Below are 25808 nucleotides of genomic sequence, written 5' to 3'. Positions count from 1 at the left end.
AAACAGTCGTCAGTCTGGCAGCTTTTTGTGACTGGGCAAGATCAAAAGTGGACCAATAAAAGACGATTCCGACATTTTGTCGGTTTAGGGGCAATGACTCGGCCTGTGGCAGGCGCTGTAGCTCGGGGTTGAGGGTTGAGGGTTGAGGGTCGGGAGTTGGGAGTCGGGAGTCGGGAGTCGGGAGTCGGGAGTCGGGAGTCGGGAGTCGGGAGTCGGGAGTCGGGAGTCGGGAGTCGGGAGTTGGAAGCAGGAACAGGAAAACGGGCCCATTGCAGGCCCGCTGGCTAAAACGTCTAAACGCAGCTCACATTAGATCAACACAACTTCAAGTGCAGCACTCAGCTCGCCGCCAGCCGAGAAGCGGGCGCTTCTGGTGCCTCACATTGCTCCACGATTTGACGGGCCAAGCGATTGATAAAGGCCCGCAGTTGACCAATGTTCATTTCATCGCTGGCCGACATGGTCAGCACATAATCCTGCTGCCCCACACTCAGCGACACAAACGCCATATTGCCTCGTTCGGACTCTACAAACGCAACCCGAAACGGCCGATCCAGCATTTGCTGCGATACCGCATTACTGACCGAAAACAGCGTGCTGGACGCCGCGGCCATGGCATCCGCTTCAAACTGAATGTGCGCCAATGTGCGGCTGGCCACCGGAAAGCCGTCGGTGGTGCTGAGACACACACACTCGGCCCCGGCATAGCGTTGCAGGCAGTCATCGAACAGGCCCAGCAAGGTCGTTTGAAAGGCGGATTGCGGGGACGTTTGAAAAGTCGACTGTGACATATCAGGCAATTCCTTGTTGTGGGGCGACAATCGCCTCGGTGTTGGCAAAGTCTGTGTTTATAGAATCGGTATCAGAAAGAGGATCAGTAGTGTCGGAACCTGCGTCTGGACCTGCGTCAGGGCTATCCAGCAACGCGTGATACTGGGTTTCGAAGTTATGCAGGTCGCAGTCGGCGTCTTCACTAAGGATCAGCATCAACTCCAGCAGCGTGAGCGAAGACTCCAGCTGTCGAGGGTCTACCGCCACCACGGGCGCAATCACCTGATGTTTGGTCAGAACATCGAAGGTCGCTTCGCTAAGCTGCTCCAATGCGGCTGTGTCGACGTCTTCGCTATGGGTAATTCCCACCACCACCGGTATGTGATGACGGCCCGGCTCAAAGAACGCCAGCAGGTGTTCCAATTGCTGTAAATCCTGCTCGGTTTGGCCGTGCGGTTTAAAACGGACCAGTACCACCAGCCCCCAAAGTTCACCCTTGACCATTTCCCACAACATGCTGAAACGGCGCTGTCCGGGCAGCCCGTACAAGCCCAGTGCGGTGTGCTCATCGAGCGATAAGCGGCCGTAGTCGATTCCCACCGTGGTGAATTCCTTGCCAATATCGACGCTGGAACGCGCTTCGGTGGCGAAGGGCGAGATTTCACTGATGGTTTGAATCAGCTGGGTTTTCCCCGCCCCCACTTCTCCGACCACCGCCAGCTTTTTGTAGATGTTTGGTGTTGCAGCTGTGTTCATGGCCCTTACCCCGCTTTTCTGGCGGATGAAATAAACCGGCGCATCAAGGCGCCAAAACGGCCGGAGCCAGTGGCGTCACCTCTGGCGGTGGCCGCTTCACGGCTAGTCTCTGCTGTGTTCATTCGGTTAGCCGTGCTTTCAACCTTACTTTCGATCCTGCTTTTAACCCTGCCCTCAACCTCACGAGCGTTAGCCTGCGGAAAGGTGTGTGACTCTGCACGGCTGCGTATTGAGGCTCCACTGGCAACCGCTGGCGACGACATTGGATGAGCAACCAGCACCCCCAGACGCATCAGTTGCTGCAAGAAGGCTTCAAACTCGCTGACGCTCTGCCACAGCCCACGGCTTAACAATTCGGAGTAGCTGATGTGTTGCCTGCTGAGTAAGGCGCAAGAACGCATGATTTGTGGCGACAGGTTCATCTGGCCGGGCTTGGGCCAGGCATGAATGCTGTAGCTGAGCTGTTTGAGGTCGTTATTGATGGTGCTGGTGTTAGCGCTGGTATTGGCTGGGGCCCCGGTGCAGGTGTTGGTGCTGGCGTTACTAATGGTGTTGGCACTGGCAGGCGCAGAAAACACTTCGTTCTCTGGTGTTGCCGGAACCAAATCAGTGAGCGCACTGGGAAACAGCGCCTGGAAACGCTTGCGAGCCAATTCGTTCTGGAATACTTCCGGGCCTAACACCTCGTCACGAATGCGAACCAGAAATTGCCGATGCTCGGCCGAGTCCGGGCGGAAGCATTTGACTTTCCAGTGGCTGAAAAACGCCTCGTCGATATCACCCACATGCAGAATGGCGCAGTCTTCCACCCGGGCATCACGGCGGATTTTGTACGCAGCGTTGGCAATGCACTGGTGCTCGCCTTCCAGTATCTGCAAAAATGCATGACCGTGAACCAGAAATACCCCACGCAGCGACGACTCGCCCTGCATGGCTCTGAGGTCATTAAACAGGCCGACGATGTCGGCGGAATGATCTTCACCCGTGCCGGATGTTGCCAGCTTGCCTACACATCCCATCCGCTTCATTGATTGCCTCCCGGCCAGTTTGCGACGTACTACTGCAATCTAGACCAGCCCCCAAGGGTTTCAGCAGGCTTTCTGTAGAAGTGTGATTCGCATCCCAACGGGGTTAGTAGGCAATACAGGCAGGCATGACTCCCCTGTCTTTTGCGCTGTGACAGAGGAGCAAAAAGCGGTTAGCACACCGGGAAATCAAAACTGCGGTTGAGGAATGGCTCATCAGCCAAAGTGAAATGCCACCACTCCATTTCGAAGCCGACAAATCCCTGTTGCTGCATTTGCTCAGCCAGCAAGGTTCGGTTTGCCAGCTGTGTAGAAGACAGCGCTTGATAGCTGGTCCATGAGGCTTGATCGAAGAAGTCGAATGCGGTGCCCATGTCCAGCTCACGGCCAGAGTCCTGTTCAATCACCGTGAGATCAACGGTGCTGCCACGACAATGCGCCGAATGCAGCCCCAAATAGCCCAAATCAAACAGCTGGGACTTTTCGTGGTTGGGGAAATAAGTCGATTTGGTGGATTCATCATCGTTGCTGGCCCAAGCCAGAAAACACGGGATCGCTCGTTGCGGGCGATAGGCATCGTAGATTTTCAAGCCGAGCCCTTGTGCATTCAGAGCCTGCTGCACCCGCTGTAACGCCGTGGCCGCTTGTTCGGTCAATAGCGCCCGATTGGCCTGATAACCGTCAACCACAGCACCGGTAAAGTTGGCGCTGCTGGCGTAAGCCAGTTCAACACACAGGTTCGGCATCAGCGCTTTCAAATCAACAAAGCCATCCGTAAGCGCCATTGAACTCCAAGCCTCTGGAGATGAGGCTGCTGGGGATGAAGTTGCCGGGGATGGCTTCCCTGCAGATACAGATGTCATCAGATTGTTTCCCTCTATCAGCCGCCCTGAAACAAAAAACCCGATGCCTTGCAACATCGGGTTTCGATCACTCAATCCAACGCTTACAGCGGCTTCATGTGCGGGAACAGGATCACGTCCTTGATGGTGTGGCTGTTAGTAAACAGCATCACCAGACGGTCGATACCAATGCCTTCACCAGCGGTCGGAGGCATGCCGTATTCCAGTGCGTTGACGTAGTCCGCATCGTAGTGCATGGCTTCGTCGTCACCGGCGTCTTTCTCTTCTACCTGCTTACGGAAACGCGCTGCCTGATCTTCGGCGTCGTTCAGCTCCGAGAAGCCGTTAGCCAGCTCACGGCCGCCAACGAAGAATTCAAAGCGGTCGGTTACGAACGGGTTGTCGTCGTTACGACGGGCCAGCGGTGATACTTCCCATGGGTATTCGGTGATGAAGGTTGGCTGATCCAGCTTCTCTTCGGCGGTTTCTTCGAAGATTTCACAGATGTACTTGCCAGGGCCCCAGGCTGCCTGCTTCTCGGAATCCTTGATACCTACTTGCTTGGCGTAGGCTTTCAGGGTGTCGATGTTGGCTTCAGGGTCAGCAAATACCGCAGCGTCCATGTTCGGGTTGTACTTCAGGATTGCCTCGACCATGGTCATGCGCTGGAACGGCGCCGCGAAGTCGTAGGTGGACTCACCGTATTCAATGGTGGTGGTGCCCAGTACGCTTTCAGCGATGTGCTTCAGCATGCCTTCGGTGATGTCCATCAGGTCGTGGTAAGTCGCGTACGCCTGATAGAACTCGATCATGGTGAACTCAGGGTTGTGACGAGTCGACACACCTTCGTTACGGAAGTTACGGTTGATCTCGAACACGCGTTCGAAGCCACCCACTACCAGACGCTTCAGGTACAGCTCTGGCGCAATACGCAGGAACATGTCGATGTCCATAGCGTTATGGTGGGTTTCGAACGGCTTGGCCGTGGCACCGCCCGGAATGGTTTGCAGCATTGGCGTTTCGACTTCCATGAAGTCGCGCTCAGCCAGGTAACCACGAATGGCAGTGATGATTTTGGAGCGCACCAGGAAGGTAGTACGGGATTCTTCGTTGGTGATCAGGTCAACGTAACGCTGACGGTACTTCATCTCCTGGTCGGCCAGACCGTGGAACTTGTCTGGCAGCGGACGCAGGGACTTGGTCAGAATCTGCAGGTTTTCAACTGCTTCAACATTAACGTACAGCTCGCCCTTGCCGGACTTGCTCAGAACACCGGAGGCAGACACGATGTCGCCGATGTCCAGCAGCTGCCAGGCTTCGGATTCTTTCTGCAGTGGCTTGCCCAGGTACACCTGAATGGAATCAGAAACATCCTGCAGACCGATGAACGGACCGCCACGACGCATCAGACGACCGGCAACGGCAACACGAACACCCAGTGCATCGATTTCTTCGCGGGTCATTTCACCGTACGCTGCCTGCAGATCACCGGCCTTGTTCTCGCGTTTGAAATCGTTCGGGTGGCCATTGGATTTGCTACCTTCACGCAGCTGTTCCAGCTTGGCGCGACGCTCGGCGATGAGCTTGTTTTCTTCCTGAGCAGTTTGAGTTTGTTCGGTCATTTTTTAACCCGGTTGTGTATAAAGTCTGACGTCGGAAGGATGACGTCGGATGCGTTGTTTCGTTAGCGGTCGGACGCCGAATGTCGACGTAAGACGCGTTTTCTGGTCGGACGCCAGAGGTCTGACGTCGGACGCTTTGTTCTGCATCAGACGTCCAGCATCAGACGTCCGACGAACAATTAAAGGCCTTTCTTCAGACTAGCCTCAATAAACATATCCAGACCGCCATCCAGCACTTGCTGGGTGTTGCGGGTTTCTACGCCGGTACGCAAGTCCTTGATACGGGAGTCGTCCAGTACGTAGGAACGGATCTGGCTGCCCCAACCGATGTCAGACTTGGTGTCTTCCAGTGCTTGGGCTTCTTCGCTGCGTTTCATCATTTCCATTTCATAAAGCTTGGCTTTCAGCTGCTTCATGGCCTGGTCTTTGTTCTTGTGCTGCGAGCGGTCGTTCTGACACTGGGTCACGATACCGGACGGCATGTGGGTAATACGTACCGCCGATTCGGTCCGGTTAACGTGCTGACCACCAGCACCGGAGGCGCGGTATACGTCGATACGCAGATCGGCCGGGTTGATCTCGATTTCGATGTTGTCATCCACTTCAGGGGAGACAAACACGGAAGAGAACGAGGTGTGACGACGGTTACCGGAGTCGAACGGGCTCTTGCGCACCAGACGGTGTACACCGGTTTCAGTACGCAACCAGCCATAAGCGTATTCGCCTTCGATACGGATGGTGGCAGATTTGATGCCCGCAACGTCGCCGTCGGAGGCTTCCATCAGCTCACCCTTGAAGCCGTGGGCGTCGATCCAGCGCAGGTACATGCGGCACATCATTTCGGCCCAGTCCTGGGCTTCGGTACCACCGGAGCCTGCCTGAATTTCCAGGTAGGCGTTGTTCGGGTCCAGTTCGCCGGAGAACATACGACGGAATTCCAGAACTTCCAGCTGAGCTTGCAGTTCAGCGAGTTCGGATTTCACTTCTTCTACAGAGTCTTCGTCGTCTTCTTCTACCGCCATGTCGAGCAGGTCTTTGGCATCTGCCAGGCCGGTATCGAGGGTATCGATGGTTTTTACCACGACTTCCAGCGCTGCACGTTCCTTACCCAGGTCCTGGGCACGGTCGGCGTCGTTCCAGACGTCTGGCTGAGCCAGTTCCTGCTCTACTTCTTCGAGGCGTTCTTGCTTGTTGGCATAGTCAAAGATACCCCCTAAGCACGTCAGTACGCGCTTGCAGGTCTTTGATGTTCTCGACGATCGGATTAATTTCCAAGGGACTACCTATCTGTATCGCTGATTCGAGGTGATGGACAACCGGGCTGCTGCCCCGTCGTCATAAAATGACGCCGTATTCTACAGAATCGTGACAGTGTAGGCGAGTCGACCGTTCTGGGGATAATGGCTCAGATAAAAAACAAACTGAAAAATAATGGTTCACAAATACGAATAATTTACAATTTTCTTTCAAAAGCGATTGCAAACATTTCTCACTTAAACTAACTTTAATCCTGTTGATAGTCATTCCCAATCGCAGGGTCATTCATATGTACGTGTGTTTGTGCAAAGCCGTTACCAACCAGCAGGTTAAAGACGCCGTTGAGCAAGGCCAGAGCTACGCTGAAATGCGCCAGAGCCTGGGTGTTGCCACCGATTGCGGTTGCTGTGGTAAAGCTGCCAAAGAACTGATTCGTCAGCACGTAGCTACCCTGCCACCTTGTGAGTTTGCCGAAGTCGGCTGATTCATTGAGAAATGAAGAAGAAAACCGGCCAAGGCCGGTTTTTTTGTGCCTGCCGTTTGTGTTCAGGCAGAGCTGAATCGCTCTTTTCGGTACGCCGTGCACACCCTACCTTCTCCGACTATTACCTGCACAAACCTGTAGGAGCGAATGTATTCGCGAAGAGGGACAGATGCTTGTTTCTGTGCACACCCTAACTTCTCCGACTATTATCTGCACAAACGTGTAGGAGCGAATTTATTCGCGAAGGAAGCATTGTTGTCGCAGCCCAGATCACGGCAGATCACAGGTACACAGAAACCAAAAAACCGGCTCAAGGCCGGTTTTAACGCTTCATATAAATAATGAAGAAGAAGGTCCAATTGGGAAAACCGGCCAGAGCCGGTTTTCGGGGAGAACATAACAAGTTCTGTTATGAAACCGTCAGGTCAAGGCACCTGACGGCCAACGCCAATTGGAACTCCCGATATGGATTAAACCAGTAAGACTTAGAACCACACTTCGGTTTGTGCACCGAAGCTCAGGCCGCTGGTTGCATCCGCTGGCGTCACACCACCAGAGTTGCTGTTCTGACCTTCGTCGTTCCACATGGCGTAAGTAGCGAACATACGCAGGGCTGGACGAGAGAAGAACTTGGAACCGGCAGAGAACTGCTGGGCAACAGTGAACTTGGTCATGCTGTTGGTATCGCCAGAGAACTTGTCTTTCACCTGATCGTAGCCAACTTCAAACGCTGTGTTGGAGTAACCACCCCACTGAACAACCGGACGAATACCGGCAGACAGCCACTCGTGACCGGTGTTGGTCGCGCTGTTGTCTACGTTCTTGTCTTCGTATACCACCACGTACTGGGCTTCTACGTTATCGGCCAGAGAAGTCACACCAGAGTCGATAATACGGAAGAAGTCGCCTTCCAGAGTACCGTTCTGGTTACCAGTGTTGGTAGAAGAAATCATGCCGTCGTTGGCTTGTTGAATGGTCAGCTTGTTGTTGCCACCCAACACGTCGTTGAACATGAAGTTCAGGGTTACCAGAGAGCCGGAGTTGTTGGCACCTTCGTAAGCCAGACCGTCAGTACCGCTGGTAGAACCCAGAGTCAGGCCGACTTCAGCCGATACGTTGTCGGCAACTTCCATTTTGCTGATGCGGAAATCGTAGGTGTTGTTAACGTAGTTACCGGAATCACCTTCACCATCGGTCGCGTCGGTAGAGCCGTTACGTAACCAGGCAACACCCAGCTTACCAAAACCTACGTCGACGTTTTTCAGACCTACACCCGGGCCTTTCGGGTCGTAGTAGAAGAAGTCGTTGATGTGAACGTTTTGACGATCAACAAACTGCTTACCAATCCACAGAGTCGCGCCTGGCAGGGCTTCGATAACGTCAGTACCTTCAACGTTGAAACGACGGATGGAGATACGGTCGGCGGAAGAGGTGTTGCCGTTGATCTGTTCCCAGTCGGAGTTCTGGTCAGTTTCGTAGATGATTTCAGTGGTCATCTTGAACTTGCCAGCGCCTTCTACTTCCTTGTCGGTAATCAGACGAACTGCGGCGTAGGTTTCGCACTCGTTACCCAGACGGTACTTGGACGGTGCGCCTTTGGCCTTGTAGCAAACCTGATCACCACCATCGATAGAAGAACCGATGCCGGTACGGAAGTAAGCATGGAATGGGCTATCGTCGGCGATAGCAGGCATGGCAGTGGCAGCGGCAACAGCCAGAACCAAAGCCTTTGGAGAAATAACGGATGTACGGGCGTTGTTGTTATGCTCGTGCTTCATCTTTTCAGCTCTCTATTGTTTTTATAGTCGTTTCTGTAGTCCGAAACAGGAGCGAGTAAGATGATTAGGAATCGGCTCGCTCCCTCAACTGCAAGCCGATACTAGTCAGATTGTTCCAACGTCACTAAATGAATGTTTCAGCCACGTTCATATCAATTCTGTAATGGATGATTTTGAAATCACCCTTTATTTTGATGAATTTTCAGACAACTCAAAACAGCGTATCCAGCAGTAATTTTGCACCGATCAAACCCAGCGCCGAGTAGATAATCCGATAGAACCATTGGTCGCTGATTACCGCCTGCAAGCGAATTCCGTACTTGGCACCGAGCCAGGCCACTGGCATCAATATCAACGAAATCAATAAGTTATCGCCATTCAACTGCCCCAGCATGGCATAAGGAACCAGTTTCACCAGATTGACGGTGGCGATGGTAAAGATCACTGTGGCGAGATATTCCGGACGTGGCAGTCGCAGTGGCAACAGGTACAAATTCAACGGTGGCCCACCAGCGTGAGCGAGAAAACTGGTAAAGCCGGTAATGGTGCCGCACAGTCGTGCAATCCATGGGTTGCCGGTTTTTGTTTCACCCAATTGAAGGTTGCTGGCAAAGCCCCAGAGACAGAAAACGATGGATAAAACACCCAGAACAATCTTGATGAGGTCGGCATTCAGCAGATCAAACGTGAAATACCCAATCGCGATGCCGATGCAAGCAGGGCCAATCAAGCGGCGATATTGAGTCAGGTTCAGTTTGCCCCACCAGGCTTTCATGCTGACCGCATCCATCAACACCAACAGCGGCAACATAATGGCGGCTGCCTGACGAGGATCGATGTAAAGCGCCAGCAGCGGTACAGCAATCACGCCTACCCCGCCGGCAAAGCCAGATTTGGAAACGCCAGTCACCCACACCGCCAGTATTGCCAATATCCAGAAACCGAGATCAAAACCCAGCATATGTGCGCCCTTGCCCGTTATGATAAAGAAGCAGCGATGAGACCATGAACAGCCGTTGATCACCAGTCACGGTACTGTCATTTAAAGCTGCACGGGGTATTCAGAGGGCCGTGGCTAAAGAGAGCAAGACCGGCGTTATTAACAGAAATCACTTCAACTTTTGAATGGACTGTCCCGCAAGTTGAAGTACCGGCCCGGCGCGATAGCTGATAGGGACCCTCTTGACCACAGAGAGAAAGACCAGCGTTGTTAATAGAAATCACTTCAACTTTTGAATGGACTGTCCCGTAAGTTGAAGTACCGACCCGGCGTGATAGCTGATAGCGTCGGCCGCCTTTGGGACAACAACAAAAAACCAGGAACTCCACAGGGAAACCAGATGCTACCTATTTTGACCATTATCACGCCGATCTTTTTAATCATCGCCGTGGGCTATGTGCTGACCGTCCGCCAACTGATGCCAAGGGATGTGCTGCCGGTACTGTCAAAACTGGTGTTGTTCTGCCTGATTCCGGCGCTGACCTTCGGTACGGTGGCACGACTCGATTTCGACAAGGTGCTGGCGTGGGATTTTCTGGGCGTCTACGCATTGGGAGCCTTGCTGACCCAACTGGTGATTGTGGTGTTGTTCAAGCTCTTGAACCGCTCACTGACCGATGCTGCCATCCGTGCGCTGTGTACCACCATGCCAAACAGCATCTTTGTCGGCTACCCGGTGGTCATGCAGGCGTTTGGTGAGGAATGGGGCTATACCTTTATTTTTGCCGTCATGGTTGAAAACATCGTTATTCTGCCTGCGGTACTGATTGCGGCCGAGCTGGGTCGAGGTCGTAGCGAAGATGCCTCAGCCAAACTGATTCATCTGGCAGGGGGCATCGCCAAGCGCATTGTCAGTAACCCCGTCATCATTGCCATTATTGCCGGTTTGCTGGTGTCATTGTCCGGACTGGCGCTGCCCGAAGTGCTGTCGCGAACCCTGACCGTTCTGGGTAATGCGGCAGGTGGTATTGCCCTGCTGGTGATTGGTGGTTCACTGGTGGCCAACCCGATCCGGGGGAATATCCGTGACATCAGCCTGGTGACCATCGGCAAACTGGTTATTCACCCATTGATGGTAGCGCTGGTGCTGCTGTGCTGGCCGGATTTTGACCCGACGTTGGAAGCCCTGCTGATTGTGTACGCCGCACTGCCAATGGCCGCGGTGATTCCGATCATCGGCAGCAACTACGGCCTGCGTGATTTCTGCGCCAGCAGCCTGGTGGCAACGACCGTAAGCGCATTTGTATCCTTGACGGTTGTCCTGACCCTTCTGCTGTGACAGGCCTTCTGGCCAAAGCACCGTTCCGAAGCGAACCAAAACACAGACGACCAAAACATAGACGCTAACCAAAGCACAAACGCCACGCAAACCATCCAGGACACACACAACAACTCTGCGGCTCCGCCTGAGCCGCAGTCCACCTTAACGTTTTACGCCCCGAAACCCATTTAACAGGTACTGCCATGCTGGCGATTTTGTCCGTCACCACTCCGATTTTCATGCTGATCGGGCTGGGATTTATCATTGTGCGCAAGGAAGTGATCAAGGCTCACGAGATGCCTACTCTTGGCCGTTTGGTCACGTCGGTTGCCCTGCCCGCACTGGTGTTTTACTCCCTCAGCACCCGTAATTTCAGCGAAGTGATGAACCCTGTGTACCTGGCGGTTTACGGGCTGGCGTCGCTGATGCTGTTCCTGCTGGTACTGGTCATTGCCCATAACGTTCGCAAACAGCCGCTGCAAACCAGTGTTCTGAATGCCATGGCTGCCAGCTGCAGCAACAGCGGCTTCATCGGTTTTCCGCTGGTTCTGGCGCTGGTCGGCCCGACCGCCGCCGTTGCTCTGGCGCTGTGCATGATCATCGAAAACGCCCTGGTGTTACCGCTAGGGCTGATTTTGCTGGAGTGGAGCCAGCAACGAAACCGGCCGATTCTGGAATCCGTTGGCAAAACCATGTGGCTGATTTGCAAAAGCCCTCTCAGTATTGCCATCGCTGCTGGCCTGTCCGTATCCGTACTGCAAATTCATATTCCAGCACCCATGTACAAAGCGGTGGAAATGGCCGCCGGAGCGTCAGGCGCGCTGGCGTTGATTACCATTGGCGGCAAGCTGGCGGGCTTGTCATTGCGCGGACTGGGGGATTCCTGGTGGGAAATCATCATTCCCACCGTCGGCAAACTGATGATTCACCCCTTGCTGGTGATGGTTATGATCATGCTGCTACCGCCGTTTGATCCGATTCTTCAGGTCGCCGCCGTTGCCATGGCCTGTTCGCCGATGATGAGCATCTACCCGATTCTGGCCGCCCAGCATCAATACGATGGCACCGCTGCCGCCACCCTGTTGATTGCCACCATCTCCTCCTTCTTTACCATCTCGTTGGCCTTCTGGTTATTTGGTGCCACTCACTTTGTGGAATTTGGCGGCGGTATGTTGCCGACCCTGTTTCCCCAGTAGCCTGCACCCAGGCAAAGACACAAGCAAAGATCCAGGCGAAGACGCAAACGAAGCAATATGCCGCCAGCGAATACAGCGCGGCGTAATCGGACTGCGTCGTCGCCTTACATTCCGGTAAACTACCCGCAGGAAACTTGGAAAGGACTCGCCATGACACTGCATTCATCGCCGGTGCAGAGTGATTCGGAGAGCCCCCAAGCAATATTTTGATCACAGGTAATCGATACATGAGCAAGACCATCTACGTTCTGAACGGCCCAAACCTGAATTTGCTGGGCAAACGCCAACCGGAAATCTACGGCCACGAGACACTGGCAGACGTTGAGCAAAAAGTTCGCGAGCGTGCTGCGACCTTTGGTTTGGAAATTGTTTTCTTCCAGAGCAACCACGAAGGCGAAATCATCGACAAGATTCACGAAGCCCGTGACCACGCCCAGGGCATCATCATTAACCCGGCGGCCTACACGCACACGTCTGTGGCCATTCTGGATGCACTGAACACCTTTGAGTCGCCTGTTGTGGAAGTGCATATTTCCAACGTGCACAAGCGTGAATCCTTCCGCCACCACTCCTATGTATCCCTGCGTGCAGATGCCGTGATTGCTGGCATGGGCACGTTGGGCTACCGCGCTGCGCTGGAATATTTCGCTTGATGGTTGTGGGTCAGGCCAAGCTTGCCTGACCCATTCCTGCCTGACTTCTGACTTCTGACTTCTGACCTCTTTCTCTTTACCTATTTTTTCCCTACCTCTTATTCCTTACTTCTCTTTCCCTATTCTGCCCTTATCGCATCTACTGTTGTGCTTTCAGTCGGACAGACCAAGGCGACGAAGCCCAGCCATTGTCCGCAAGGTAACCTCCGCCAGCCCAAGGGACATTGGCGGCTCGGCATTTTTTGGCAAACTCATTTGCAGTGCGGGTTATCCGCAGGACAACAAGACTTGCACCGTCAGTGCAGGCGCCATCGACTGGAGACTCAGATGAACAAGCTGGAAATGACCGAAACCATCATCGCCGCCAAAATCGCCAAGGGCGTTAGCTGGGAAACCATTGCCTCCGAAATCGGTATGGGCACCGTGTGGGTAACCTCGGCTTGCCTGGGGAAAAACAGCATGCCAGAGGAGCCCGCAGCTAATTTGTGCAAGTATCTGGAGTTATCGGAAGACGTTGAGACGGCCTTGAAAACCTTCCCGACCAAAACCTGGGATGGTGCTGTACCGCAGGACCCACTGGTCTATCGCCTGTACGAAATCGTCGGCGTGTATGGCGACACCCTGAAAGAAGTGATTCAGGAAAAATTCGGCGATGGCATCATGAGCGCCATTGATTTCACCATGGACGTCGAGAAGGAAGAAAACCCCAAAGGCGACCGTGTTGTCCTCACCATGAACGGAAAATTCCTGCCTTACAAAGCCTGGTAAGCGGAAAAATACCGTTTTCAGATACCGCTCCCACCCGCCCCAGGAGCGGTCACTCAGGCCTTCAGGCGATGCAAAGCGCCTATCCATTACGTTGTTGACATAGCCAACAGTCGTTTTGGAATAGCCTGAAATCCCATGAAAGTGATAGCATTCGAGCGACTGCAATTCCTCATTTGTCGTTGCGCCACCGACACGCAGACCATTTCCAATAACAACAGGGCGCTTGATGCCCCACTTTATGAACACAACTGAAGAGAAAAAACTGGTCGGTCAAACCGCCTACGAAACCATTCGCTTTGACATTGTGAACGGTAACCTGGCCCCCGATGAGAAGCTCAAATTAAATGCCTTACAGAAGCGGTATGGCGTCAGCGTGAACACCTTGCGTGAAACCCTGATGCGACTGGTGTCTGAAGGATTTGTCCTGTTCGAAGATCAAAAAGGCTTTCGGGTTCGGCCAGTGTCACTGGCAGACTTTGAAGAGCTGATCGAATTGCGCTCAACCCTCGAACTGCTGGGTTTGCGCAAGTCCATGAACAACACCAAAAACCTGATTGAATGGAAATCCCGCCTGATCAGTGCGCACTACCGCTTGACCGTTGCCCAAAAAGGCATGATGGCCAGTGAAGCCACCAATGCCGCCGACTGGGAAAAAGCCGACCGCGAATTCCACATGGCGATTGTCTCCAACTGCGGTTCCAACCAGCTGATTCGATACCATTCCAGCGTACTGGAACTCTTCATGCGCTATCAGGTGTTAGCCCTGAAGAAGCGTCCATTCCGAGGCCAGGCCGTGGTCGATGAACATCAGAAATTGCTCGACAGCTTGCTGAACGACGATCAGGAAGCCGCTGTGAATTTCCTCGACGATCACATCAGCAAAGGCGCACAGGTTCCCGTCTGATTCAAACAAGCACTTTCTCTGCTTTTAGCTGGTTCGGTATGGGCTTAGCTCGATGCTAAGCTAGATAGAAACGAGCTGGGGTTCGAGCTCAGACTCGTTAGGCAGAAGACAGGAAAGGAGCGCAGGTGCAAGCACCTGCGCCAAAGACAGTCCGAGCGTGGACTTACAAAATCGAAGAATTCTTGAGGGAGCAGCCAGCGCTCCCGCTGATGGTCAGCTGGCAATGCGCTCCGGGAATACCACTGCCTGGGAATCCACACCAGACACAATTTCCTGAGCACTTTCCCGTGCGGCTTCCATCAACATACGCAACTGCATGGAAGGCACACGATCCGAGCGAACCGTCAAACCCACAGGGCCAAGGGTTTCCTGACCTTTCAGCGGCAGTTCAATCAGCTCACCACTGTCCAGCTCACGCATCACCACACCACGGGAAACGATCCACACAGCATCCGAGCGACGGGTGTATTCCTTACCAAACGGATCAGAGATGGTTTCAATACGATCCGGCACCGAGCCAATCCCCAACGCCACCAGATAACTTTCAACGGCATTGAAAATGATCGAGCCTTGCGGCGGATACAGCACCGGGAAACGGGTGATATCAGCGGGCTCAAAGTCCTGCTTCAGCAGCGGATGATCCGGGCACACCACAAAACTGACGCGCTCGGAGTACAGATGTTCGAAGGTCAAACCCGTCACCTGTTCCGGCTCGCCCAAACGGCCAATCACCAGATCAAGCTCGCCGACACGCAGCTGGCTTAACAGCAGGGTGTTCTGGGCAGACACAATATTGAGGGTAACGTCGAGGTCGGCGTTGCGGAATTTCTCCACCACTTTCGGCATCAGGCAGGCCGCCACGGTTGGCAGCACACCAATCGACAAACGGGCACGGCCTTTTTGCTTGGCCTGCGCCACGCTGCTGGCACCTTCACGCAGAGCCGCCACGCTGGTACCGGCGTGTTTGATAAACACTTCGCCGTACTGGGTCAGCTCAACGCCTTTTTTACTGCGCTCTAACAGGCGTACGCCAAGCATGTCTTCCAGCTCTTTCAGCTTCTTTGAAACAGCCGGTTGGGTCAGAGCCAGTACGTCCGCGGCTCGACCGACGCTGCCCTGACGAGCAACTTCCAGAAAGCACTGCAAGTGGCGGTACTTGATCCTGTTTTCCATCATTGCGCTACCCTCTAATTATTAAAATATAGGATATTTTTTGTTTGAAAGGGCGTTTTATACAATTATCCCCACAAAAGCAATATAAAAACGGTCAAAAAATGGAATGTATCGGGCCATCCAGCACGACTCTGGCATCCTTGGTTCATACTTGAACGTATAGCGGGCCGTACCGATGCAATCCGTACTCAGTACGGGCTTGCAGCCCATGGCAACAGACAAAGCCGACTCACCTTGCCGTTCACGGTGCGCTCATCGCCACCGTCCACTACCCTGCTCTCTGGTGATGCAAGGCAGTGGCCAGCGGAAACAACGACGGCATCGTCATATCGCTATGGAATAGTTAAAAACGCATTTTTCATTGTCGTGTTGATGCAATCCAGCTTAGCGTATGCGGTCCAACAGACCGTGCAGATACACCTTTTGCGGGCGTTAACGAGGAACAAAAATGAAAACATCTCTGGCCACCGTTTCCATCTCAGGCACTCTGGAGCAAAAGCTACAGGCTGCTGCCAAGGCCGGTTTTGACGCCATCGAGATCTTTGAAAACGACTTCACCCAGTTTCCCGGCAGCCCTGCCGACGTTCGTAAAATGTGTGAAGACCTGGGCTTGCACATTCTGGCATTCCAGCCATTCCGCGATGGCGGTGGTGTGCCGGATGCCATGCACCAGCAATCCCTTTACCGCATGCAAAAGAAGTTCGAAATCATGCACGAGCTGAACACCCAGCGCTTGCTGGTGTGCAGTGTGGTGCCGGATTTCGCCATTGATGACAACGAGCTGGTTGCGGCGCAGCTGTACGACTTTGCCGAAATCGCCAAGGACGCAGGTGTCAGTCTGGCCTACGAAGCGCTAGCCTGGGGCAAGTACATTGCCGACTACGACGACGCCTGGGAAATTGTGAAAAAGGTCGACCACCCGAATCTGGGCATCGGTCTGGATACTTTCCATATGTTTTCCCGTGGCTGCACGTTGGATACCCTCGACCGCGAAATCACTCCAGACAAAATCGCTCTGGTACAGGTAGCTGACGCCCCATTGATGAAAATGGAAATCCTGCAATACAGCCGCCACTACCGTTGCTTCCCGGGTCAGGGCGAATTTCCGGTGGTGGAATTCATGCGCAGCCTGAAGGCCAAAGGGTTTGATGACTATGTGTCCCACGAAATCTTCAACGACGATTTCCGCGCCTCTTCGCCGTTTGAAAAAGCCACTGACGGCATTCGTTCGCTGATTTGGCTCGACAAGCAAAGCGACCTGCCAGCCGAGCCAGAAGCAGCAGCACAACCAGAGCCACTGATCGACGACGTTGAGTTTGTGGAATTCGCCATAACCGACGACACTGGTGAACAACTGGTCGACTTCTTCAAGCAGCTGGGCTTCCGCGAAACCCATCAGCACAAGTCCAAGCAAGTGACCCTGATGCAACAGGGCAACATCAATCTGGTGTTGAACCGTGAACCTCAAAGCCAGGCACACAAGCACTTTGAAGACCACGGCGTTTCTGTATGCGCTCTTGCCTTCAGCACACCTGCGATGAAAAAAGTGATGCAACGGGCAGACGACTACGGTTGCGAGCGTTTCAGCAACCAGACCGGTCCCGGTGAGCTGAACATTCCTGCCATCAAAGGGGTCGGCGACAGTCTGGTGTATTTTGTAGAGCGCAAACCGGTACGCTTCTTTGAACTGGACTTCGAGCCTATTCAGCAGAGCGAAGACGCTCCGGCCAGCCAGCCGGGACTGACCCGTATCGATCACATTGGCCAAACCGTTGCCAGTGTCGACTTTCTGTCCGCCGGTTTCTTCTACAAGAGCCTTTTCGACTTTGCGGTTGAGCCAAGCCAGGACTTGCCAGACCTGCACGGCCTGGTGGTCAGCCGCACAGCTGTTAGCCCGGACCGCAACATTCGTATTCCTCTGAATATGACCACGGCCCGTGCCGCGTCAGCACAGCGCTTCCTCGACAAGACCAAAGGCTCCGGCGTACAGCAGCTGGCCTTTGCCTGTGATGACATTTTTGCCGCTGCCGCAGCGATTCCGGCATCACTGCGACTGGACATCCCGGCCAATTACTACCGCGATCTGGATGCCCGCTTCCAGCTACCTGCGGACTTGATCGAACGCCTACAAGACAACCAGATTCTGTACGATCGCAATGACGATGGTGAATTCTTCCACTTCTACAGCCGCGAGCAGAACGGCACCTTTATTGAGGTACTGCAGCGATCAGGTAACTACGACCGCTACGGCGAGGCCAACGCCTTTATCCGACTGGCGGCCCAGGCACGCGCTGAAGCCTGACCCAAACAAAAATGGCGCGTGGTTGCCTCCAAAGAAACAACCACACGCCATTCACACTTCCTGTTTCTGTCGATTATCGACACTAGGGACACTCTGAATAACTCTGCACAGCTCTGCGCGAGTTCTGCAGGTTGTCAGAACAAGGCGGCGAATGCAGCGGAATGACGAGTCCTTTCCAAATTCGCCAACGCCGTTATGGCAGGCTGCAGGCCGCGCCCTACGGGGATGGCAGGGCCTTGCTGACTCTGTGTCGCTGATTTTTGACTTGACCCGTCAGGCCTGCAAATCAGCTTCGTGATTCAGCGTCGCCCGGCCATCCAGAGCGGGCACCGAGTTATTCAGAGGGTCCCTTGACCGCCTCACCTGAGGCGGTTTTTTTTAACCATTCGAGTCGTTTTTCGGAGTCACTCAATAGACCGTTGAATTAAAACAACGGCTCGTCGTTCAGGCTCACCACACCGTCTTTCATCACAAACTTCAGGTCTTCGCCGTTAAAGGCTTTTTCAGCAATCAGCGGGTGCAACTGGGACGCCATCATGGCCACCGTTGGGCTCAATTTTGCGTCCAGTTTAGCGGCCAGTGAGTGAACCAGCAGCTGACGATCAGCCATGCCATTCGGATTCAGCATTTGGGCAAAGTAGTCCGCTGGCAGCTGGTCGGTCTTGAGGTTGGCTTCACCATCCACGTCGTAGAAGTTTTCGCCGTTAACCTTCACACCGGACTTCACCTGCAGAACAGGACCTGGAGCCAGCAAGGCATCGGCACGTTCCTGCAAATACAACATCATGGACTCTGTTTTGGCCTGAGGATCAAGACCGTTGCTCTGCTCCAGCATGGCAATCAGCTCACGAATCTGCTCACCATCAATACCTGCGATTCGGCTATCCAGGAAAAAGTCATTGGCTGCGCCCATCGGGCTGCTGACTTCGCCAATGTGAAATTCTGATTCGTAGTTCAACTGTTCACTCAGATCCATCTGAGCCTTGATGGAAATGCCCTTCATCTCCATGTTCTGCATCGGGTTGGCCGATTCAGTCGTCACTCTGGCAATCGTGAAGGTGCCTTCAGAGTTGATCTTCTCTTTGCTGCGTTCCGTTGACTGCTGGTAATCAAGCGTGTTGAAGGTCATCTCGCCGTCCGCAGTTTTGACCACGACGTCAGTCACCGACGTCGCGACGGTGTAATTCATACTGTCCTTGTTGGCGTCTTTCATATCCAGATTGATATCGAAGGTTGGCACCTGCAGTTCAAACTGCTGAGGATTCCCCCAGCCATCGGTACCGGCGTTGAACACCTTATTGATGGCAGGCAGGGTTACCACGGAATTGCCGCTTTCGGCATCGGTCATGACACCAACCACCTGAATCGATTTGCCATCCCAGAGTTCGTCATTGATGTTGATTTCGTCGCCTTCAACCTCAATATCCAAAACTGTGTTATTGATGCTGGCTCCTTCGTCTTCAACATCAACCTTGATATCCCTAATCGCAACTTGATAGGGAACGCCGGAGACAGCGGCCAATAGGCTGTGTGAAACGTCATAATCCATCTCCATAGAGAGGGATAAGCCATTTTCTTTCATGGTCACCAGCGCGGTACCGGCGGAGGCGAACAGGCCGTCTTCGCGCTTGAGCACCTCAACATCGACTGACATGCCAGCGTATTGAGCCAGATAGGCAGGGTCCAGTTGCTGATCAATGCCAGCAGTAACCGCATCCTTGATGGCCATCTGACCCCATGCAGCGGCGCCTGCCAGGACCACCACTACACCACCTACGACTGCTGATTTCATTTGCACGTCCTTATGATCGGAATATTAGAGTAACGCGCGTTAGCTTGGCATAATTTGGCCAGTCTGTCTGTTAACGAGAACGACTTTCATCAATAAAAGTTGACTTACAGGTACAAAAAAACCGACCTGTACGAGGTCGGTTTTTCTGGTGCGCTATGAATCAGCAGTACAAGCTGATCAGAACAGCGAAGAGGTGATGTTGTACTTGTTGGAGAAGAACTCCAGTGCCGCACGGTCGTCTTCAACCTTGTGGCCCGTGAAGATCTCGAACGCATCCACACCCTGATAGAAGAACAGGTCGTAGCCCGAGACAATTTGCACGTTCTTCTTGTGACATTCCACCAGGAACTCGGTGTCCATCGGGGTGTAAACCGCATCAAAGGCCCAGTTCTGGCCACCAATGCAGTCGGCTTTCAAAGGGCTGCCCGGGGTCTTGTAATGACCCACCGGTGTACAGTTCACCAGACCATCGACATCACGGGAGGCTTCTTCCATGTCGGCAAACGCCACAACGCGGGCGTTGTAGCCCTCAACTTTCAGTGCGGTTACCAAGGCTTCGGCGCTGGCCGGGTTGAGGTCACAAATCAGCACTTCGGTGGCGCCCAGGTCGAACAGGCCAAACGCCACGGCACGACCCACACCACCGGCACCAATCATCAGCACCTTGCCAGCGGCGGCATTACCAAAACGGCTCTGGTAACCGCGAACAAAACCGGTGTAGTCGGTATTGAACGCCTGCACACCGTCTTTCAGACGCAGGGTGTTGGTGGCGCCCATTTTGCGAACGGACTCATTCACTTCGTTGGTGTATTCAACCGCCAGCGTTTTGAACGGGAAAGTAACGTTGGTACCGGCAAAGCCTTCATCGCGCAGGCGTTGCAGCATGGCAGCAAAGGCTTCCGGAGAATTGGTTTCCGGCTCGCACAGTTCATAGTTAACCGGGATGTCGAACATCTCGCCGAGCGTCATATGAAGGGATGGAGCGCGTGACTGGGAAATTGAAATGCCGATGAGGCCTAGTTTGACCATCTGATTATTCTCCGAATACCGGTTATCACAGTACCCCTACCGCGGGGACTGCACACGGCGCAAGACGTAAAATATAGCAACATTCAGTATGGGAATGTGCCCTCTTGTGCCAGAAACGGACAGACCATACACCAGCCACTTGAATCTCTGGATGAATTTTGCAACGACGATCCATTCCAAAACAGAGATCTATTCCGTCAACCACTGGCATACAAAACATATCCATTCCCTTCTGCAGCGCGGCAAAGTGTGCAGCGATAGCACTATCCGGGCAGTCATCCGTTGCAATGCAGCTTGCCTGAGCGCGATCCAAATCCTGGCCCGAAACGGCCTATGGCGGGCGCTGCAAGGGAATCCCGCTTGAGGTCGACTTCATATAGTTAAAACGATATGAAAATTCCCCAATTTCTCACTTTTCAATTCCGGGAGCCTATCGCAGAGTGTCCATCGCTTTCAAAAATACCCTATATTTTTTGGCGATCCCTGACTCCGAATCGATCAGACCGCCAAAACGGGTGAAAGCTGCGAACTGATTCGCAAGCACACGCAATGCGCAAACCGCCGATTGCAGTTGAATAAAAATAACCAGGGCGTCCTGAGAGACCCCGATCGGAGAAGTGACTATGAAATCCATGACCAAAGCCTTGCTGGCTGGTGTAATTGCCGCCGCTGCTTCTATTCCTGCTTACGCAGCCACTACCCTGACTCTGGCTCACGTTGACCCTGTTGACTGGCAGACTTCCAAAAAAGGCGCTGCTGCCAAGGTCTTCAAAGAACTGGTTGAAGCAGAATCCGCTGGTCGTCTGAAAGTAAACGTTTACCCATCCGGCCAGCTGGGCGGCGAAACCGACGCCATTCAGTCTGCTCAGGACGGTACTCTGACCATGACCATGGTTTCCGGCGCTTACGCTCGTCTGTGTCCTGAAGCGGGTGTTCTGGAAATTCCTTACCTGTTCCCATCCGCTCCGGTTGCCTGGTCCGTACTTGACGGCGACTTCGGTAAAGCGCTGGGCGATCAGTGTCTGGCCAAAACCGGCCTGCGCACTCTGGCTTACGGCGAAACCGGTTTCCGTAACTTCACCAACTCCAAGCGTGTTGTTGCTGAGCCAAAAGATCTGGAAGGCCTGAAAATCCGTGTAATGACCAACCCACTGTACGTTGAGATGGTCAAGTCCATGGGCGGTGAGCCAACGCCAATCGCATGGCCAGAAGTACCAGCAGCACTGACCACCGGTGTTGTTGACGGCCAGGAAAACCCGGTTTCTGTTATCTACGCCAACAAGTTCTACGAGATGCAGAAGTATCTGACTCTGGACGGCCACGTATACGGTGCCGACTTCTTCCTGATCAACGACGACATCTACAGCGGTCTGCCAGCTCAGGATCAGGCAATCATTGCCCGTGCCGCCAAGGTTGCTGCTCTGACAGGTCGTGCTATCCAGCAGATCAACTCTGCTGAAGGCCTGACTGCTCTGGCTGCCAAAGGCATGACCATCACCACTCCAACTGCTGAACAACTGGCCAAGTTCCAGGAAGTTGCCCAGCCAGCGGTTGTTGAATGGCTGTCCAAGCAAGTTGACCCAAGCTGGATCGAGCGCGTTCAGTCTGCCGTTGACGAAGCAGCCAGCAAGTAAGACCCCTTTTTGACCACCCATAAAATGCACCGCACCGGCGGTGCATTTTTTTAACTGCCCGGTACTCACCCATGTTTTCCATCTACACCCGATTCCTGTCCTTTATGACAGGCCTGTCGCTGTTCGCTGTGTTCGGCGTGGTGTTGGTAGCCAGCTTGTCTCGCTACCTGCTCAACATGCCCATCCAGTGGAGTGAAGAAGTTGCCAAGTACGCCATGATCTATGGCGCTATGTTCGGTATGACGCTGTGCTACCTGCACAACAGCCACATTCGCTTTACGTTTCTGGAAAGCCTGACCCCGAAGATCCATCACCGCTGGATCTATCTGCTGCACGACGCCATTGCGTTGGCCGTCGGGATCATCCTGAGCTACTCGGGCTACATCTTCATGATGAAGCGTGGTGCTCTGGTGGCTACTGGCACCGGACTGCCAATGTACTACTTCCAGGCAGCCATGGTGGTGGGTGGTGTCACCCTGTCACTGGCGGCTGTGATCAAGCTCGTTCGCCACTTCACCCATCCGGAAAAAGGGGAGTAATTCACCATGATCGCCTTTGCTATTCTGATTGGCCTGCTGATTATCGGTGCCCCGATTGCGTTCGGTATCTTTCTGGCTGTTGTTGGTTACGTCGGCTGGGAAACGCCGTTCAAGATTTCGCTGGTTGCCCAACGGGTTTTCTCCGGCATCGACTCTTTTGCGATTCTGGCCATTCCGCTGTTCGTTCTGGCCGGTGAGCTGATGAACGAATCCGGTATCACCGACCGCATCATCAAATTCGCCAACGCTCTGGTTGGCCACATGAAAGCCGGTCTGGCTCAGGTAAACATCTGGGCATCGGTCATTTTTGCTGGTCTGTCCGGCTCTGCGGTTGCGGATACGTCCGCGCTGGGTCGTGTCTTTATTCCGACCATGGAAAAAGAAGGCTACCCACGTGATTTCGCAGCTGCTCTGACGGCCGCGTCCTCCGTGATTGGCCCGATGATTCCACCGAGTATTCCGGTGATCATCTATGCCCTGATCACCACTGGTGTATCTGTGCCCGGCCTGTTCCTGGCCGGTGTGGCTCCGGGTGTGCTGCTGGCCATCGCGCTGTCTGTCTATGTTCGTATGGTGGCTGCTGACTACGCCGAGCAAAAGCCAAAGCTGAGCTTCAAGGAGCGCGTTAAAGCCTTTACTGACGCCTGGGTTCCACTGTTGATGCCAGTCTTCATTGTCGGTTCGATCCTGACCGGTATTGTAACGCCGACGGAAGCTGCGGCTCTGGCTGCAGGTTATGCACTGGTTGCCGGTATGTTCGTGCTGAAGAGCCTGAAAATTTCCATGCTGCCGGGTATTTTCAGCCGCGCCATGCGCGACTCTTCCGTGATCTTGCTGATCATTGCCGTGGTGGCTGCGGCTAACTGGTTGCTGACCTTCTCTCAGGTTCCGCAAACCATCAGCCAGCACGTACTGGCGTCGATTGATTCGCCATGGGCGTTCCTGTTGATGGTGAACCTGATCCTGTTGGTGGTGGGTCTGTTCCTGGAAGGTATCGCTGCCATGCTGATTCTGTTGCCGATCCTGCATCCAATTGCCATGAGCCTGGGCATCGACCCAACGCACTTCGGTATTGTGGTGATCTTCAACCTGATGATTGGTCTGATCACTCCGCCAATGGGTATTTGCCTGTTCGTATCCAACTCGGTGGCGAACGTGGGTATGGGCGCGATTTCCCGTCGCATCATGCCGATGTTCCTGGTCGAGCTGCTGGTACTGACGATCATTACCTTTATTCCGGAAACCGTGACCTTCCTGCCACGTCTGTTCGGGTACTGATACTCGTTAGCCCTGCTGCCGGTGTTTTCCACCGGCACAAAAAAACCGCCCTTCTCACGAACGGCGGTTTTTTTATGTTTCGGGAATAACGAAGCCTAACGATCAGTCGTCAGAAGCCGTATTCAGCTGCTGCAAGACCCAGTCGCGGGCTTCGGAGGTTAACTCCATGGTCACAGGTAAACCCTTGCGACGGTAGGATTCGTCGTTGACGCTGAGCACGATATCGCCTTCGTAGCCAGCCAGCTGGCTTTGCTTGATCAGGCCAGCCAGATCCGCCGTCAGGTTACCAGCGCCCGGTAAAAAGCGCTGGTGACCGTCGACTTCAATCTTGTCTTCCAGAATGTGCAATGAGCTCATTTTGAAATCGGACACCCGCATCAGGAAGACTTTTTCTGCAGGCACCTGCTGAAACACCTTGCTGATGTCCAGCTCGGTCAGGTCCTGAAAACTGTCGACCACAAGGCCAAGGTTGGCATTAGCGGCCTGTTCAATCAGCTTCCAGGCCGACGCCAGATCGTAAGCATGGTCTGACCAGGGTAACGGCCGATAGCCAATGCGAATGCCCCGCTTCATCGCCAGCGTCGCAACCGCGCGCAGCTGGTCCACCAAATCAGAAATATGGCTGGTTTTGTTGAACGCCGACGGATTCACAATCAGCAGCTTGCAGCCCAGTCGTGCCATCAGGTCGAGATTGGTTTTGGCCAACTCCATGCGGTAGCCGAATACATGACCCACGTGGCCTGTAAAGTCTCGTAGCTCTTTAAAGGCCGATACCTTCAAGCCGCTTTCTTCTACCGCACGGACACCGTCACGAATGCTGGTGCTGCTTTTGGCCAGGTCGTGAGCATCCAGCTCAACGCCCTGAAATCCGGCTTGCTGGATCGCCTGCAAACGCTCGACAAACTCCCCCGGCAAGCCGCCGAGGCCCAATACTACCGATCCTGTCACTGTGATTGCTCCCAATACCATTCCAGTGCGCTTTGCTGGCTTTGCAGCATCACCTTGCCACTGTCGTCTTGCTGCACAGACTCAGGCAGGCCTTCGCCGCTGAAGCGGATAGCACACACGTGCTCGGCGCCAATGTTGTCATCGGCGGCCAGCGTGTCGGCAGAGATATCAATTTTCCAGCCCTGAGCTGCACACAGCAGGCTACCGTCCGACTGCTTATTAAAACCAAACAACTGCTGGAAGAAGTCTTCCCATTCTTGCTGACGCCCTTCCACCACTTTCAGGGTCAGACCGGTTACGGCTCCCAGGTAGTTGGCAGGCAGCGCGTGTTGCGGCAGCGGCTGGAAATCAACGTCGTAAATGGTTGGACGGTTCGGCACCCGGTCAATCAGAAAGATCTGTGAACCACCAATGCCTTCAATCGCAGGAATGTTCAGCTCCATGACCCCGGCGGAAGTTTCCGACGGCCAGGCGCCTTTGGTTTGCAGGGTCTGAAACGCTTGCTGCGCATTGTCGACCAGAATACCCAGCGCACATACCGTCACGCCGTATTGGCGAGCCAGTTGATTGGGTGTGCCTGACGGCGATTCGTTAACAATAAGATTGATGTCGCCCTGGCGGTACAGCACCACAGGCTTGTGACGGTGACGAGCAATGGCAGCAAAGCCAAGGCGGGTGAGATCGGCTTCCAGAGCCTGAATGTCCGGCGCAGACAGTTCGATAAATTCAAGCCCGAGGGCCTGTACCTGAGTTGACTGCTGATCGTTAATCACAGATCCGGTTCTCCATAATGGCG

At 53.9% G+C, this 25808-nt stretch carries 23 protein-coding genes; 10 read left to right on the top strand and 13 right to left on the bottom strand.

Features of this window, described 5'->3' with window-relative positions; genetic code table 11:
- Nucleotides 1-338: 338 nt before the first annotated feature.
- The 6 genes from G516_RS0112085 to prfB form a co-directional block, all read right to left on the bottom strand.
- On the bottom strand, nt 339-791 hold the full coding sequence (locus G516_RS0112085; RefSeq protein ID WP_028293884.1) for a roadblock/LC7 domain-containing protein: 453 nt from the start codon (nt 789-791) through the stop codon (nt 339-341).
- A gap of 1 nt (nt 792) precedes the next feature.
- Nucleotides 793-1527 carry a GTP-binding protein gene (locus tag G516_RS22240; RefSeq protein ID WP_051219366.1) on the bottom strand — a complete coding sequence of 245 codons (735 nt, stop codon included), beginning with the start codon at nt 1525-1527 and terminating at the stop codon, nt 793-795.
- A 5-nt stretch (nt 1528-1532) separates the two neighbouring features.
- Nucleotides 1533-2555, bottom strand: a complete 1023-nt coding sequence (locus tag G516_RS0112075; RefSeq protein ID WP_028293883.1) for a BLUF domain-containing protein — start codon at nt 2553-2555, stop codon at nt 1533-1535.
- 170 nt (nt 2556-2725) lie between these two features.
- A complete protein-coding gene (locus tag G516_RS0112070) occupies nt 2726-3337 on the bottom strand; it encodes a M15 family metallopeptidase (RefSeq protein ID WP_028293882.1) in 612 nt (203 codons plus the stop codon).
- A 161-nt stretch (nt 3338-3498) separates the two neighbouring features.
- Nucleotides 3499-5016, bottom strand: a complete 1518-nt coding sequence (gene lysS, locus G516_RS0112065) for a lysine--tRNA ligase (RefSeq protein ID WP_028293881.1) — start codon at nt 5014-5016, stop codon at nt 3499-3501.
- Between the two features lie 179 nt (nt 5017-5195).
- A protein-coding gene (gene prfB, locus G516_RS0112060) for a peptide chain release factor 2 (protein ID WP_156879032.1) occupies nt 5196-6291 on the bottom strand; the annotation gives its coding sequence in 2 pieces (ribosomal slippage) (nt 5196-6218 and nt 6220-6291; 1095 coding nt in all).
- A 271-nt stretch (nt 6292-6562) separates the two neighbouring features.
- Between prfB and G516_RS0112055 the strand changes: the two genes are divergently transcribed.
- Nucleotides 6563-6757 (top strand): (2Fe-2S)-binding protein, encoded by a 195-nt coding sequence (locus tag G516_RS0112055; RefSeq protein ID WP_028293879.1) that lies wholly within the window; start codon nt 6563-6565, stop codon nt 6755-6757.
- A gap of 485 nt (nt 6758-7242) precedes the next feature.
- Here the strand turns inward: G516_RS0112055 and G516_RS0112050 are convergent, their stop codons facing one another.
- Both G516_RS0112050 and G516_RS0112045 read right to left on the bottom strand, forming a co-directional pair.
- Complete coding sequence (locus G516_RS0112050; protein ID WP_051219364.1) at nt 7243-8535, bottom strand: maltoporin; 1293 nt, start codon at nt 8533-8535, stop codon at nt 7243-7245.
- A 211-nt stretch (nt 8536-8746) separates the two neighbouring features.
- Nucleotides 8747-9496 carry a sulfite exporter TauE/SafE family protein gene (locus G516_RS0112045; protein ID WP_028293877.1) on the bottom strand — a complete coding sequence of 250 codons (750 nt, stop codon included), beginning with the start codon at nt 9494-9496 and terminating at the stop codon, nt 8747-8749.
- 379 nt (nt 9497-9875) lie between these two features.
- Between G516_RS0112045 and G516_RS0112040 the strand changes: the two genes are divergently transcribed.
- The 5 genes from G516_RS0112040 (at nt 9876) to G516_RS22230 (ending at nt 14317) form a co-directional block, all read left to right on the top strand.
- Entirely contained in the window at nt 9876-10814 is a 939-nt protein-coding gene (locus G516_RS0112040) for an AEC family transporter (protein WP_028293876.1), read from the top strand.
- Nucleotides 10815-10999: 185 nt separating this feature from the next.
- Nucleotides 11000-11992 (top strand): AEC family transporter, encoded by a 993-nt coding sequence (locus tag G516_RS22235; RefSeq protein WP_051219362.1) that lies wholly within the window; start codon nt 11000-11002, stop codon nt 11990-11992.
- 227 nt (nt 11993-12219) lie between these two features.
- Nucleotides 12220-12645 carry a type II 3-dehydroquinate dehydratase gene (aroQ, locus tag G516_RS0112030; protein ID WP_028293875.1) on the top strand — a complete coding sequence of 142 codons (426 nt, stop codon included), beginning with the start codon at nt 12220-12222 and terminating at the stop codon, nt 12643-12645.
- Nucleotides 12646-12972: 327 nt separating this feature from the next.
- Nucleotides 12973-13413 (top strand): cyanase, encoded by a 441-nt coding sequence (gene cynS, locus G516_RS0112025; RefSeq protein ID WP_028293874.1) that lies wholly within the window; start codon nt 12973-12975, stop codon nt 13411-13413.
- A gap of 238 nt (nt 13414-13651) precedes the next feature.
- A complete protein-coding gene (locus G516_RS22230; RefSeq protein WP_036536200.1) occupies nt 13652-14317 on the top strand; it encodes a GntR family transcriptional regulator in 666 nt (221 codons plus the stop codon).
- A 213-nt stretch (nt 14318-14530) separates the two neighbouring features.
- Here G516_RS22230 and pcaQ read toward each other — a convergent pair whose 3' ends face one another.
- Nucleotides 14531-15493 (bottom strand): pca operon transcription factor PcaQ, encoded by a 963-nt coding sequence (pcaQ, locus tag G516_RS22225; protein WP_051219360.1) that lies wholly within the window; start codon nt 15491-15493, stop codon nt 14531-14533.
- A gap of 445 nt (nt 15494-15938) precedes the next feature.
- Here pcaQ and G516_RS0112010 point away from each other — a divergent pair, with 445 nt between their 5' ends.
- Complete coding sequence (locus G516_RS0112010) at nt 15939-17792, top strand: bifunctional sugar phosphate isomerase/epimerase/4-hydroxyphenylpyruvate dioxygenase family protein (protein WP_028293873.1); 1854 nt, start codon at nt 15939-15941, stop codon at nt 17790-17792.
- 424 nt (nt 17793-18216) lie between these two features.
- Here the strand turns inward: G516_RS0112010 and G516_RS0112005 are convergent, their stop codons facing one another.
- Nucleotides 18217-19584, bottom strand: coding sequence for a YdgA family protein (locus G516_RS0112005; RefSeq protein ID WP_028293872.1), 1368 nt, complete (start codon nt 19582-19584; stop codon nt 18217-18219).
- A gap of 177 nt (nt 19585-19761) precedes the next feature.
- Nucleotides 19762-20613, bottom strand: a complete 852-nt coding sequence (locus G516_RS0112000; protein ID WP_028293871.1) for a shikimate dehydrogenase family protein — start codon at nt 20611-20613, stop codon at nt 19762-19764.
- A 623-nt stretch (nt 20614-21236) separates the two neighbouring features.
- Between G516_RS0112000 and G516_RS0111990 the strand changes: the two genes are divergently transcribed.
- From G516_RS0111990 to G516_RS0111980, 3 genes are all read left to right on the top strand, one after another.
- Nucleotides 21237-22247 carry a DctP family TRAP transporter solute-binding subunit gene (locus tag G516_RS0111990; protein WP_028293869.1) on the top strand — a complete coding sequence of 337 codons (1011 nt, stop codon included), beginning with the start codon at nt 21237-21239 and terminating at the stop codon, nt 22245-22247.
- Between the two features lie 71 nt (nt 22248-22318).
- Nucleotides 22319-22786, top strand: a complete 468-nt coding sequence (locus tag G516_RS0111985) for a TRAP transporter small permease (protein ID WP_028293868.1) — start codon at nt 22319-22321, stop codon at nt 22784-22786.
- A 6-nt stretch (nt 22787-22792) separates the two neighbouring features.
- On the top strand, nt 22793-24064 hold the full coding sequence (locus G516_RS0111980; RefSeq protein ID WP_028293867.1) for a TRAP transporter large permease: 1272 nt from the start codon (nt 22793-22795) through the stop codon (nt 24062-24064).
- A 102-nt stretch (nt 24065-24166) separates the two neighbouring features.
- On the opposite strand, the gene G516_RS0111975 is transcribed toward G516_RS0111980, so the two are convergent.
- Nucleotides 24167-25012, bottom strand: a complete 846-nt coding sequence (locus tag G516_RS0111975) for a sugar phosphate isomerase/epimerase family protein (RefSeq protein WP_169449533.1) — start codon at nt 25010-25012, stop codon at nt 24167-24169.
- Nucleotides 25009-25785, bottom strand: coding sequence for a VOC family protein (locus G516_RS22220; protein WP_051219358.1), 777 nt, complete (start codon nt 25783-25785; stop codon nt 25009-25011). The genes G516_RS0111975 and G516_RS22220 overlap by 4 nt, the downstream gene beginning before the upstream one ends.
- Nucleotides 25786-25808 lie beyond the last annotated feature (23 nt).

Source organism: Oceanobacter kriegii DSM 6294 (assembly GCF_000422845.1).
Classification (GTDB): Bacteria; Pseudomonadota; Gammaproteobacteria; order Pseudomonadales; family Oceanobacteraceae; genus Oceanobacter; species Oceanobacter kriegii.
This window is presented reverse-complemented; position numbering and strand designations above follow the sequence as displayed.